Here is a 13,090-nt window from a genome sequence, read left to right as displayed (position 1 = left end):
GCCATGCCATCGCTCGACACGTTGCTGGTCTTCGCCGCCCTCTCGCTCGGGCTCGCCATCACGCCGGGGCCGAACATGCTCTACCTGGTGTCGCGCTCGCTCGCGCAGGGGACGCGGGCGGGGATGGTCTCGCTGATCGGCTGCCAGGCGGGCTCGCTCGCCATCATGCTCTGCGCGGCGGCGGGCATCACGGCCGCACTCCTGGCCGTGCCCTATGCCTGGGATGCGCTGCGGCTGGGCGGCGCGGCCTACCTGATGTGGCTGGCCTGGCAATGCGTGCGGCCGGGGGGCGAGCCCCTCTTCGCGCCCCGCGCCCTGCCGGCCGAGCCCGATGGGCGCCTGTTTGCCGTGGGCTTCGCCACCGCGGCGCTGAACCCCAAGGTGGCGTTGTTCTATGTGGCGGTGCTGCCGCCCTTCCTCGACCCCGCGCGCGGCGATGTCTTCGTGCAGGCGGCCATCCTCGGCGCGGTGCAGATCGGGCTTTGCACCGCCTTCGACGCGGTGCTGGTGCGGGGTGCGGCGGCCACCGCGCGCTTCCTGGGCAGCAATCCGGGCTGGATGGCGGTGCAGCGCTGGCTGCTGGGCGGCGCGCTGGCGCTGATCGCGGTGAAGCTGGCGCTGACCGATGGGCGGAGCGGCTGATGGCCGACACCCTCCTCACCCTCTTCGCGCTGGGCGCGCTGCTGGCGGGAACGACGCTGGTGGCCATCGTCACCGTGGTGGCGCTGAGCGGCTTCATCCGGCGGCGCAGCGCGGCCTTCGGCACCTCCATGCTCATGCTGGGGCTGCTGCTGCACGCCATCGGCTTCGCGCCGTCGGGCAACCCCTGGCCGGTGGTGATCCTGGTGACCGTGTCGCACGGCATCGCGGCGCTCGTGTTGTGGTGGAAGGGCAGGGTGGCGCGATGAACGGTTTCCTCCTGGGGCTGATGGCGCTGGGCTATTCGGGCCTCGTGTTGTTCTGGATGGCGCATTCGCTGAAGAAGCTGATGCGCCCCATGCGCGCGGCCATCGGCGCCTTCGCCCTCTCCTGCATCGTGCACAGCGTGACCCTGCTGATGCTGGAGCCCGAGCACGTGTCCACCGCCTTGGCACTCTGGGCCGTGCCGCATCTGCTGCTGCTGCCGGCCCTGCTGTGGTCGGCCTGGAAACAGGAAAAGGAAGGCCGGGCGTGACCCAGATTCTCATCATCCTGCAGGGGCTGCTCTATACGGGGCTGGTCGTGACCATGCTCTCGCGCGTCACCTCGCGCCGCTGGCCGGGCACGCCGGGCATCCTGGCGGCGGCCGTGGCCTCGCTCGGTTTCCACCTGCTTCTGACATTGCTCATCCCCGCGCCCTGGCACGTCACCTGGTGGGTGTTCGTGATCCCGGGCCACATCCTCACCCCCGCGCTGCTGGTCTTCCTCGCGCGGCGCAACACAGGCGGCTGACCATGCCCAAGCGCACCGACATCAAATCCATCCTCATCATCGGCGCCGGCCCCATCGTGATCGGGCAGGCCTGCGAGTTCGACTATTCGGGCGCCCAGGCCTGCAAGGCGCTGCGCGCCGAGGGCTATCGCGTCATCCTGGTGAACTCCAACCCCGCCACCATCATGACCGACCCGGGGCTGGCGGACGCGACCTACATCGAGCCCATCACGCCCGAGGTGGTCGAGAAGATCATCGCGAAGGAACGCCCCGACGCGCTGCTGCCCACCATGGGCGGGCAGACGGCGCTGAACACCGCGCTGAAGCTGGACGCGGCGGGCGTGCTGACGAAATACGGCTGCGAGCTGATCGGCGCCAAGGCCGAGGTCATCGACAAGGCCGAGGACCGCCAGAAGTTCCGCGATGCCATGAGCAAGATCGGCATCGAGAGCCCGCGCAGCGCCATCGCGCACTCGATGGAGGAGGCCCGCGCGGCGCTGGAGGAGGTGGGCCTGCCCTGCGTGATCCGGCCTTCCTTCACCCTCGGCGGCACGGGCGGCGGCATCGCCTACAACCGCGAGGAGTTCGAGCAGATCATCGCCGCCGGCCTCGACGCCTCCATGACGAACGAGGTGCTGGTCGAGGAAAGCGTGCTCGGCTGGAAGGAGTTCGAGATGGAGGTGGTCCGCGACCGCGCGGACAACTGCATCATCATCTGCTCCATCGAGAACCTGGACCCGATGGGTGTGCACACCGGCGACAGCGTGACCATCGCGCCGGCGCTGACCCTGACGGACCGCGAATACCAGCGCATGCGCGATGCGAGCATCGCCTGCCTGCGCGAGATCGGCGTGGACACGGGCGGGTCCAACGTGCAGTTCGGCATCAACCCGGCCGATGGCCGCATGGTCATCATCGAGATGAACCCGCGCGTGTCGCGTTCCTCGGCGCTGGCGTCCAAGGCGACCGGTTTCCCCATCGCGAAGATCGCGGCCAAGCTCGCCGTCGGCTACACGCTGGACGAACTGAAGAACGACATCACCATGGTGACGCCGGCCAGCTTCGAGCCGACCATCGACTATGTGGTCGTAAAGATCCCGCGCTTCACCTTCGAGAAGTTTCCCGGCACGCCGGCCACGCTGACCACCAGCATGAAGAGCGTGGGCGAGGCCATGGCCATCGGCCGTTCCTTCGCGGAGGCGCTCCAGAAGGGGCTGCGCAGCCTGGAGACGGGCCTCTCCGGCCTCGACGAGGAAGCCCCCCCGGGCGATGGCAGCCCGGAGGCTTTCCACGCCAGCCTCGCCATCCCCCGGCCGGACCGCATCCTGACCGTGGCCCAGGCGCTGCGCGCCGGCATGTCGGTGGACGCCATCCACGCCGCCTGCAAGTTCGACCCGTGGTTCATCCGCGAGATCGCGCGCATCGTGGAGGCCGAGAAGGTGGTCCGCGCGCAGGGCCTCCCCCGCACCGCGCAAGCCTTGCGCGCGGTGAAGGCGCTGGGCTTCTCCGACAAGCAGCTCGCCCGCATCACCGGCCAGAAGGAGGAGGCGGTGATGGCCGCGCGCGAGGCGCTGGGCGTGCGCCCCGTCTACAAGCGCATCGACACCTGCGCGGCGGAATTCGCCTCCGACACGCCCTACATGTATTCCACCTATGAGGGCGGCTTCGGCGACCCGGTCTGCGAATCCCGCCCCACGAACGCGAAGAAGGTGGTCATCCTGGGTGGCGGGCCGAACCGCATCGGCCAGGGCATCGAGTTCGACTATTGCTGCGTCCATGCCTGCTACGCGCTCAGCGCCAAGCATGGCGGGGCGGGCTTCGAGACCATCATGGTCAACTGCAACCCCGAGACGGTCAGCACCGACTACGACACCTCCGACCGCCTCTATTTCGAACCGCTGACGCCCGAGGACGTGATCGCGCTCATCCGCCGCGAGCAGGAGAGCGGCGAGGTGATGGGCTGCATCGTGCAATATGGCGGGCAGACGCCGCTGAAGCTCTCCCAGGCGCTGGACAAGGCCGGCATCCCCATCCTGGGCACCAGTGCCGAGGCCATCGACATCGCGGAAGACCGCGAGCGCTTCCAGCTTCTGCTGCGCGGCCTGGGCCTCAAGCAGCCGCAGAACGGCACGGCGCGCAACCTGGACGAGGCCGAGGCGGAAGCCGCGCGCATCGGCTACCCCGTGGTGGTCCGCCCCTCCTACGTGCTGGGCGGCCGCGCCATGGAAATCGCCCACAACGCGGAACAGCTTCGCCGCTTCGGTGTGGAGGCGGTGCGCGTCTCCGGCGAGAATCCCATCCTGATCGACCAGTACCTCCAGGACGCGATCGAGGTGGATGTGGACTGCATCGCCGACGCCGATGGCCAGGTCTATGTGGCCGGCGTGATGGAACACATCGAGGAGGCCGGCATCCATTCGGGTGACAGCGCCTGCTCGCTCCCGCCCTATTCGCTGCCGCCCTCCATCGTGACCGAGCTGAAGGCCGAGACGGAGGCGATGGCCCGCGCGCTCAAGGTCCGCGGCCTGATGAACGTGCAGTATGCGGTGAAGGATGGCGAGATCTACGTGCTGGAGGTGAACCCCCGCGCCAGCCGCACCGTGCCCTTCGTGGCCAAGGCCACGGGCGTCGCCGTCGCCAAGATCGGCGCGCGGGTCATGGCGGGTGCCAAGCTGTCCGAATTCAAGCTGGACGATGACGCCGTCTCCGGACATGTCGCGGTGAAGGAGGCCGTCTTCCCCTTCAACCGTTTCCCGGGCGTGGACGTGCTGCTCGGCCCCGAGATGAAGTCCACCGGCGAGGTCATGGGCCTCGACACCAGCTTCGAACGCGCCTTCCTCAAGTCGCAGATGGGGGCGGGGGTGAAGCTTCCGGAATCCGGCACCGCCTTCATCAGCGTGCGCGAGGGCGACAAGGCGGCCGCGGTGGGCCTGGCGCGCCGCCTGTCGGACCTCGGCTTCCGCATCATGGCCACCCGCGGCACGGCATCCCGCCTGCGCGAGGCGGGGCTGGAGGTCGCGCTGGTGAACAAGGTGCTGGAAGGCCGGCCGCATTGCGTGGACGCCATCAAGTCGGGCGAGATCCAACTTGTCATCAACACCTCCGGTGGCGGGCGCAGTGTGTCGGACAGCTTCGACATCCGCCGCTCGGCGCTCACGCAGGGGGTGCCGCACTATACAACCATGGCGGGTGCCCGCGCGGCGGTGGGCGCCATCACGGCGCTGCGCACGCAGAGCCTTGATGTGGCGCCCCTCCAATCCTACTCTACCACGTCATTCTGACCTCACGGGTGGGGGCGATCAGGCACCCACCCCTCCCCCCTTCGTCGCCGGCGGTGTGCAACGGGTTTCACCGGCGCGAAGGGCATCTTTGAAGGAAGACTGCCCGTGCAGAAGTTCCCGATGACCGCCGAGGGGCTGGCCAAGCTGGAAGAGGAACTGCGGCATCTGAAATCCGAGGAGCGCCCGGCGATCATCCGCGCGATCGCGGAGGCGCGCGCCCATGGCGACCTCTCGGAAAACGCCGAATACCACGCCGCGCGGGAACGCCAGTCCTTCATCGAGGGGCGCATCGGCGAACTCGAATCCATCATCCCCTCGGTCGAGGTCATCGACGTCTCCAAGATCACGGGCAACCAGGTGCGCTTCGGCGCCCGAGTCACCATCGTGGACGAGGAGACGGAGAAGGAGACCACCTACCGCATCGTCGGCCAGTATGAGGCCGACATGAAGACGGGCTCCATCTCGCTCTCCTCCCCGCTCGCCAAGGCGCTGATGGGCAAGACGGTGGGCGATAGCGTCGAGGTCCCGGCCCCCGGGGGCGCGCGGGCCGTGGAGATCACGGCCGTCGCCTACAGCTGAAGGCGACCCACATGTCCGCAGACGCCGCGGTGGCGCTGGGCACCAAGCCCGCCGTCACCCTCGCCGACATCCGTGCCGCGGCCCAGCGCATCAAGGGCGCCGTGATCCGCACGCCCACGCTGGAGAACCCGGCCGTCAGCCGCGCCGCCGGCACGCGGGTGCTGCTGAAGCTCGACAACCTCCAGGCCACCGGCGCCTTCAAGGAGCGTGGGGCGGCCAACCGCCTCGCGCTGCTGACGGCGCGGGAGAAGGCGGCGGGCGTCATCGCCATGTCGGCCGGCAACCACGCCCAGGCGGTGGCGCGCCACGCGCAGCTGGCCGGTGTCGCCGCCACCATCGTCATGCCGCGCTTCACCCCCGCCACCAAAGTGGTCCGCACCGAGTTCTGGGGGGCGCGCGTGGTGCTGTTCGGCGAGAGCCTGGCCGAGGCCGCCTCCCACGCCCATGAACTGGCGCTGCGCGAGGGCCTGACCTTCATCCACCCCTATGACGACCCGGCCGTGATCGCGGGGCAGGGGACCATGGCGCTGGAAATGCTGGAGGACGCGCCGGAGATCGAGGTGCTGGCCATTCCGGTCGGCGGCGGCGGGCTGTGCTCGGGCGTCGCCACCGCGCTGGCGGAGCTGCGGCCGGGCCTGCCCGTCTTCGGCGTGGAGGTGGAGGGCTACCCCGCCATGGCCCAGCGCCTGGCGGGCCAGCCCGTCGCGGTGGGCGGCCCCACCATCGCCGAGGGCATCGCGGTGCGTGATGTGGGCGAGCGCGCCGTGACCATCCTGAAGTCGCTCGGCGTGGAGGTGCTGCTGGTGCCCGAACGCGCGGTGGAACAGGCCGTCGCCCTGCTCGCCGAGGGCGCCAAGGTCGTGGCCGAGGGCGCCGGCGCCGTGGGCCTCGCCGCCGTGCTGACCCACCCGGACCGCTTCAAGGGAAGGGTGGTGGGCACCACCGTCTGCGGCGGCAATATTGACGCGCGCGCGCTCTCCAACGTGCTGCTGCGGCAATTGCTGCGCGACGGGCGCATCCTGCGCCTGCATTTCGACATCCCGGACCGGCCGGGCGTGCTGGCCGACATCTCGAAGCGCATTTCCGACGTGGGCGGCAATGTGATCGAGGTGAAGCACCAGCAGCTTTTCGGCGCGCCGACGGTGCAGAGCACGGAGCTGCACCTGATGGTGGAAGTGCGCGATGCCGCCCAGGGCGACGCCATCATCGCGGCGAGCGAGGCGGGGGGCTACGTGGTCCGGCGCGGCTGAGCCACCATGGCCGTTTGCCCTGCCAGGGCGGTCCTTCGGGGCCGCCCTTTTTCATGTCGGCAGTGACGGCGCCCAACGAAAAAGGGGCGCCTTTCGGCACCCCTTTCCAATTCCGGCAAAGAGAGTCCCGCGCTTCAGCGCAGGACGATTTCCACGCGGCGGTTCTGCGGCTCGCGCACGCCCTGGGCGGTGGGCACGAGCGGACGATCGAAGCCGAAGCCCTGGATCGTGATCTCGTTCCGGTTGATGCCACGGCGCACCAGCTCGGCGGCCACCGCCTCGGCGCGACGCACCGACAGACGCTGGTTGTAGGCGGCGGCACCGGTGCGGTCCGCGTGGCCCGAGACCTCGATGCGGGTCGAGGACACGGTGCGGGCGTTGGTGGCGGCCTCCCCGATGATCTGGCGGGCGCGGTCGGTCAGGTCGGCGCGATCCCAGTCGAAGAAGACCAGGAAGGTGCGGGCCGGGGCCGGGGCCGGGGCGGGTGCCGGGGCCACGACCGGCATGGGCGCCGGCGTGCCGAAGGCATAGCGCAGGCCGAGCAGCACGGCGTGGTTGTGGTTGTCGCCGCGGAAGCTGCCGCGCACCTCGGTCGGCGTGAAGCGCGCCGAACGGGCGTCACGCTCGCGGGTGTTCAGGTAGCGGTACTCGGTGGTCAGCGACAGGCCGGGGGCGACGGCGTCGAGACCGACCGCGATGCCCGCGATGCCCTGGAAGGCCAGGCGGCCCGAACCCTTGATGACCGCGACGGTCGAGGCGGTGAAGTCACCGCGCACGTCGTCGTAGTCGCTCCACATGAAGCCGAGGCCCGCACCCACATAGGGGTTGATGGAGAAGCCACCCAGGTTCACGCCAACGGGAATGTCGTAATAGGCGTTGCCCATCACGCCATATTGGCGGAGCCAGCCCTGCTGGCGGTTGGCGCGCACGCCGCCGACCGAGATGTGGTCCACCTGGTTCTCGCGGTAGGCGGCCTCGATCTCGGCGCGGATGCCGTTGCCGAAGGCGTAGCCCGCGTTCAGCACCACCACATGGCCGGTGCGGAAGTCGATGCGGCCGCCCACAGGGCCGAGATTGCCATTTTCATGCGAATGGAAGTTCGCACCCACGCCCAGGCCGACATAGAAGCCGGTGGCCGGCTGCGTCTGCGCGGAGGCGCCGGTCGCGGCCAGGGCCATCGCGCCCAGCGTCGCAGCACCGAGGATCGTCTTTTTCATCTACCCGCTCTCCGTTCTTCGAATCTCCAGGTTTTTATGCGTCGAATTCGCGTGGCGTTCCAAGCCTGCCGCCCCGCTTCCGGTAGGTTTCCCGCCATGTGTGGCCGCAAGCACACAATGTCGTTCCTGAGCCACAGGCGATGAATTTTATGCGGAACGTGCAACCAACGCGAAAATCGCCTTTCGCGTCAGGCCTTGTCGGCGAGTGGCCAGATCGGCACGCCGGGCGCGTTCTTGCCGATGCGGATGGTCTGCAGGGTCTGCACCCGCAGCACGGTTTGCGCCCCGGTCAGCCGGCCCGTCAGCTCGTTCTCATGGGCGGTGTCGCGCGCGACCAGGCGCAGCAGGAAGTCGCCCCCGCCGCGGATCATGTGGCATTCGCGCACCTCCGGCCAGGCCGTGACCTCGGCCTCGAAGGCGTCCAGCACGGCCAGCTTCTGGCTTTCGAGGCCCACGATGGCGAAGAAGGTCACCTCGAAGCCCAGCGCCTGCGGGTCCAGCTCGGCATGGTAGCCGCGCAGCACCCCCGCCTCCTCCAACCGGCGCACGCGGCGCAGGCAGGGGGGCGCGGAGAGCCCCACCCGCTGCGCCAATTCCACATTGGTGATTCGCCCATCCGCCTGAAGTTCGGCCAGGATGCGCAGATCCATCGCGTCAAGCGCGGCGGAGGTCGGAGTTTCGTTGCTTTGGGGCGACATGCCGCGCAATATCCTTGCGGATGTGCGCGGTTGCAAGCGTCCCGCTTGTGGCGCGCGCCAAGATGGGCAGATATGCGTTTTGGACACGCCAGCAGCCGGAGCCCCAAGGTGCCCGCAACTCATTCTCGCCGCCTCCTGATCATCGGCGCCGGGCCCGCCGGCTATACCGCCGCCATCTACGCCGCCCGCGCGGGCCTCAAGCCGATGCTCGTGGCCGGGCTGCAGCCGGGTGGGCAGCTCACCATCACGACGGATGTCGAGAACTACCCGGGCTTCGCCGAGGCCATCCAGGGCCCCTGGCTGATGGAGCAGATGCGCGCCCAGGCCGAGCATGTGGGCACCGAGATCCAGTATGACCTCGTCACCCGCGTGGACCTGGCCCAGCGGCCCTTCCACTGCGAGCTGGATGGCGGCGACGTGGTCCTGGCCGATTCGATCATCATCGCGACGGGTGCGCAGGCGCGCTGGCTCGGCATCCCGGGCGAGGCCGCCCTGTCGGGCTTCGGCGTCTCGGCCTGCGCCACCTGCGACGGCTTCTTCTTCCGCGGCAAGGACGTGGCCGTGGTGGGCGGCGGCAATTCCGCGGTGGAGGAGGCCCTCTATCTGTCGAACCTGGCGCGGCACGTGACGCTGGTGCACCGCCGCGATTCGCTGCGGGCCGAGCGCATCCTGCAGCAGCGCCTCTTCGCGAAGGAGAACGTGACCGTGCTCTGGGACATGGTGACGGAGGAAGTCCTGGGCACGGAGGCCGCCCGCCCCGTGGCCCGCGCGCTGGCGCTGCGCCATGCGAAAACCGGGGAGCGGCGGGAGCTGCCGGTGGACGGCGTCTTCGTGGCCATCGGCCATGACCCCGCCACCGCCCTGTTCCGCGGCCAGCTCGACATGGACGAGAGCGGCTATCTGGCGGTGACGCCGGGCGGCACCCGCACCAGCATCCCCGGCGTCTTCGCGGCCGGCGACGTGGCGGACAATGTCTATCGCCAGGCCGTGACCGCCGCCGGCACGGGCTGCATGGCGGCACTGGACGCGGAGAAGTTCCTGGCTGGCATCGAGGCCGGCGCCCAGAAGGCGGCCGCGTGATGCCGCTCGACTGGGACAAGCTGCGCGTCTTCCACGCGGTCGCCGAAGCGGGCTCCTTCACCCATGCGGGCGAGACGCTTGCCCTCTCGCAATCCGCCGTGTCGCGGCAGATCCAGGCGCTGGAGGAGGCACTCTCGGTGCCTCTGTTCCACCGCCACGCGCGCGGCCTGATCCTGACCGAGGCGGGCGAGACCCTGAACCGCACGGTGCGCGAGGTCTTCGCCAAGCTCGCCATGACCGAGGCCCTGCTGACCGAGGGGCGCGAACGCCCGGCCGGGCGCCTCAAGATCACGACCACCACGGGCTTCGGCGGTTCCTGGCTCGCCCCGCGCCTGCACCGCTTCCTGGAGGCCTATCCCGAGATCAACGTCTCGGTGGTGCTGGATGATGCCGACCTGGATCTGGCCATGCGCGAGGCGGATGTCGCCATCCGCATGCACGCCCCCCGCCAGCCGGACCTGATCCAGCGGCATTTGGCCACCTTCGGCTGGAAGGTGGTTGGCAGCCCCGACTACCTGAAGCGCATGGGCATGCCCCAGCGGCCCGAGGACCTCGACGCGCACCGCCTCATCGTCTGGGGCGACTACCGCCCGCCGGTCGAGGAGATCAACTGGCTGGCCGAGATCGGCCGCAAGATGGGGCAGGGGCGGCGCGGCTCGGTGGAGGTGAACAGCCTGAACGGCATGCTGCGCGCGGTGCAATCGGGCCTCGGCATCGCCGCCATGCCCGACTACATGGGGCCGGAGCTGGACGGGCTGGTGGCCGTGCTGCCGGAGCTGAAGGCGCCCAAGATCAACGCCTATTTCGTCTACCCGGAGGAGATGCGGGCGTCGAAGCGGGTCTCGGTCTTCCGGGATTTCCTGGTGACGGAATTGACCCAGGCCCAAGGGTGACGGGCTCATCGCGCAAGGGCACCGCAAAATACCCGTCAGGGTTGCATGAATTTATGTGCTTCGCGTGACTTTTCTGCGGCAAATCCCTTCGTCCGGCGCATGACTGGCCCGAAGATTTGACACATCCGCATGACGCGGGAGCGATTACATTGCCTGTATCGGTTGATTGACGCCGATAGGGTCGTTTTCGATCCTTCGTCTCCCAGACGTGAAGCCTCCCTGTATTGACTGCCCGCCGCCCCCCGGGGTGGCGGGCTTTTTTTTTACGCCACCACATGCTCGCGCAGGTTGTGGAATTCACTGTTGTTTTTGCGGTTGGGGAATATCTGGTGGCTCAACGGCGATTGCGCGCAATCCTCGGTGCCCGGTATGCTGGCCACGTCAGCATCGGCCGCAAAAGCGGCCAGGAGGCCCCACTGCCCATTCCGGTCCCCGTCGTGCCGGCATCCTGGGCCGACTTGCTGCTCAGGCCTCTGCTCGCCCTGGTCGCCGCCGGCCTGCTTGGCCTCGGTGCATTGACGATGGCTGGCTGGCAGGCGGACGCCTTGGCGCGCGAGGAGGAGGGGCGGCGCCTCGCCCAGGCCATCCAGCTGCAGGGGCAGGAGACGCTGCGTCTGCTCGAACCCTTCGCCGTCTCGGACGAGGCCGCGGCGAACCTCCATGCCGAGCCCGACCCGCGCTGGGCCCAGCGCGAACTGGCCCGGCATATGGGCCTGCTACAGCAGGATGTGGCGCTGCTGGTCCGGCCCGACGGTTTCCTGGAATTGGCGCTGGCGGGGCGCGAGGTGCTGCCTCCCGCCCAGGCCGCGCCCATGCTGGCGCAGTTGGCGCCGGCCATCGCGGCGCTGCGCGGGCAGCGCAATGCCCACCGGCCCCAGGCCACCACGCTCGGCACCACGCAGGGGCAGGGGCTGCGCCTGCTGCTGACGACGCGGCTCTCCGGCCGGCCGGCCCAGGTGGCGCTGGCCACCATCATCCCCGCCACCCAGATCGGGAACCTGCCACCGCCGCCGCCGCCCATCGTGGTCATGCTGCGCTGGCTGGACAGCCCGGCCTTCCTGCGCGGCCTGTCCAGCGCCCAGATGCTGGCGGGGCTGCGCGTCGCCCCCGTGCTGGCCGAGGAGGGGCTCGCCACCCTCACCTTGCCCGACGCCACCGGCGCGCCGGTGTTGCGCCTCGCCTGGGACGCCCAGCGCCCCGGCGGCGCCCTGCGCCAGGACGTCCTGCCTTTCGTCTGGGTCGGCGTGGTGCTGGTGGGGTTCACGGCCTTCTGGTCCGCCTGGCGGCTGCGCCGCACCGTCCGGGCCCTGGCCGCGCGTGAGCGCGAGGCCGCCATCGCCGCCCACACCGATGCGCTGACCGGCCTGCCCAACCGCCGCGCCCTGCTGGCCGAGGCGCCCGCCTTGCTCGCCGCGCAGCCCATGCTGCTGATGGTGCTGGATTTCGACCGCTTCAAGCGTGTGAACATGGGCCTGGGCCACGCCGCCGGGGACCGTCTTCTCGCCGCCACCGCCCAGCGCCTGGGCGAATGGCTGCGCGACACGCAGGAGCAGGCGCGGCTGTTCCGTCTGGAGGGCGACCAGTTCGTCCTGCTGGTGTCCGCCCCCGCCGAGATGCCGGCCCAGGCCCGCGGCCCGGCGCTGCGTCTCTTCGCGCGGCTGCGCCGGGCCGTCCGCCAGGCGGTGCTGCTGGAGGGCGGCGAGATCCGGCTCGACGTCTCGGCCGGCATGGTGCTGTCGCCCGCGCATGGCACCACGCTGGACGCGCTGCTGCGCCACGCCGACGCCGCCACCCACGCCGCGAAGCGCGAGGGCCGCGGCCGCGCCCTGATGTTCGAGCCGCGCCTCGACCGCCAGCACGAGCACCGGCTGGCGATGGAGGCCGCCCTGCTGCGCGCCCTGCGCGAGGGGCTGCTGCATGTGCATTACCAGCCGCAATTCGACGCGCGCACGGGCACGCTGCGCGGGGCCGAGGCGCTGGTGCGCTGGGACGACCCGCGGCTGGGCGCCATCTCGCCCGCCGAATTCATCCCGCTGGCGGAGGAGATGGGCGTGATCTCCGACGTGGCGCTGCTGGTGCTGCGCCAGGCGGTGGCCCTGCTGCGCGACCCCGCGATTCCGCGCCTGTCGGTGAACCTCTCGGTCATGCAGCTGCGCCGCGACGGCTTCCTGGACCAGGCGCTTTCCGTGCTGGCCGAGGCCGGCGTCCCGCCCGCGCGCATCGAGTTCGAGGTGACCGAGGGCGTGCTGGTCGACGACACGGTGGCGGTGAAGCACCGGCTGGACGGCTTGCGCGCCGCGGGATTCGCGCTGGCGCTGGATGATTTCGGCACGGGCTTCTCGGCGCTGGCCTATCTGCGCCTCTTCCGCTTCGACCGCCTCAAGATAGACCGCAGCTTCATCCGCGACCTGGGCCAGGAGGCCGAGGCGGCCGCGGTGGTGTCCAGCGTGATCAACCTGGGCCACGGCCTGGGCCTGGAGGTGGTGGCCGAGGGCGTCGAGGCGCCGGCGCAGTTGGCGGAATTGCGCCGCCTGGGCTGCGACCTGGTGCAGGGCTACCTGACCGGCCCGCCCATGCCGCCGGGCGCGCTCAAGCTGCTGGCCGCACGGGCGCGCGAGGCGGGCATGCGCCAGGACCATGCGCTGGGTGACCCTGCCCCTCTTTGACATCCCCGCCACGGGT

At 70.0% G+C, this 13,090-nt stretch carries 12 protein-coding genes; 10 read left to right on the top strand and 2 right to left on the bottom strand.

Annotation, left to right across the window (positions count from 1 at the left end; genetic code table 11):
* Positions 1-3: 3 nt before the first annotated feature.
* The 7 genes from GGQ83_RS13595 (at position 4) to GGQ83_RS13565 (ending at position 6,520) form a co-directional block, all read left to right on the top strand.
* A complete protein-coding gene (locus tag GGQ83_RS13595) occupies positions 4-642 on the top strand; it encodes a LysE family translocator (protein WP_184384888.1) in 639 nt (212 codons plus the stop codon).
* Entirely contained in the window at positions 642-908 is a 267-nt protein-coding gene (locus GGQ83_RS13590) for a hypothetical protein (RefSeq protein ID WP_184384886.1), read from the top strand. The genes GGQ83_RS13595 and GGQ83_RS13590 overlap by 1 nt, the downstream gene beginning before the upstream one ends.
* Positions 905-1,174 (top strand): hypothetical protein, encoded by a 270-nt coding sequence (locus GGQ83_RS13585; protein WP_184384883.1) that lies wholly within the window; start codon positions 905-907, stop codon positions 1,172-1,174. The genes GGQ83_RS13590 and GGQ83_RS13585 overlap by 4 nt, the downstream gene beginning before the upstream one ends.
* Positions 1,171-1,431, top strand: a complete 261-nt coding sequence (locus GGQ83_RS13580) for a hypothetical protein (protein WP_184384881.1) — start codon at positions 1,171-1,173, stop codon at positions 1,429-1,431. Before GGQ83_RS13585 ends, GGQ83_RS13580 begins: the two co-directional genes overlap by 4 nt.
* A gap of 2 nt (positions 1,432-1,433) precedes the next feature.
* Positions 1,434-4,691 carry a carbamoyl-phosphate synthase large subunit gene (gene carB / locus GGQ83_RS13575; RefSeq protein ID WP_184384879.1) on the top strand — a complete coding sequence of 1,086 codons (3,258 nt, stop codon included), beginning with the start codon at positions 1,434-1,436 and terminating at the stop codon, positions 4,689-4,691.
* Between the two features lie 105 nt (positions 4,692-4,796).
* Positions 4,797-5,270 carry a transcription elongation factor GreA gene (gene greA / locus GGQ83_RS13570; protein WP_184384877.1) on the top strand — a complete coding sequence of 158 codons (474 nt, stop codon included), beginning with the start codon at positions 4,797-4,799 and terminating at the stop codon, positions 5,268-5,270.
* 11 nt (positions 5,271-5,281) lie between these two features.
* Positions 5,282-6,520 (top strand): threonine ammonia-lyase, encoded by a 1,239-nt coding sequence (locus GGQ83_RS13565; protein ID WP_184384875.1) that lies wholly within the window; start codon positions 5,282-5,284, stop codon positions 6,518-6,520.
* A gap of 134 nt (positions 6,521-6,654) precedes the next feature.
* Here GGQ83_RS13565 and GGQ83_RS13560 read toward each other — a convergent pair whose 3' ends face one another.
* Positions 6,655-7,737, bottom strand: coding sequence for an OmpA family protein (locus GGQ83_RS13560; protein WP_184384873.1), 1,083 nt, complete (start codon positions 7,735-7,737; stop codon positions 6,655-6,657).
* 188 nt (positions 7,738-7,925) lie between these two features.
* The gene (locus GGQ83_RS13555; RefSeq protein WP_184384871.1) at positions 7,926-8,435 is read right to left on the bottom strand and encodes an Lrp/AsnC family transcriptional regulator; all 510 of its coding nucleotides are present in this window, start codon (positions 8,433-8,435) and stop codon (positions 7,926-7,928) included.
* A gap of 72 nt (positions 8,436-8,507) precedes the next feature.
* Here GGQ83_RS13555 and trxB point away from each other — a divergent pair, with 72 nt between their 5' ends.
* From trxB to GGQ83_RS13540, 3 genes are all read left to right on the top strand, one after another.
* Entirely contained in the window at positions 8,508-9,515 is a 1,008-nt protein-coding gene (gene trxB / locus GGQ83_RS13550; protein ID WP_184384869.1) for a thioredoxin-disulfide reductase, read from the top strand.
* Positions 9,515-10,408, top strand: coding sequence for a LysR family transcriptional regulator (locus GGQ83_RS13545; protein WP_184384867.1), 894 nt, complete (start codon positions 9,515-9,517; stop codon positions 10,406-10,408). The genes trxB and GGQ83_RS13545 overlap by 1 nt, the downstream gene beginning before the upstream one ends.
* A 458-nt stretch (positions 10,409-10,866) precedes the next feature.
* Positions 10,867-13,074 carry a putative bifunctional diguanylate cyclase/phosphodiesterase gene (locus tag GGQ83_RS13540; protein ID WP_184384865.1) on the top strand — a complete coding sequence of 736 codons (2,208 nt, stop codon included), beginning with the start codon at positions 10,867-10,869 and terminating at the stop codon, positions 13,072-13,074.
* Positions 13,075-13,090 lie beyond the last annotated feature (16 nt).

This window comes from Roseococcus suduntuyensis (assembly GCF_014196305.1).
GTDB lineage: Bacteria > Pseudomonadota > Alphaproteobacteria > Acetobacterales > Acetobacteraceae > Roseococcus > Roseococcus suduntuyensis.
This window is presented reverse-complemented; position numbering and strand designations above follow the sequence as displayed.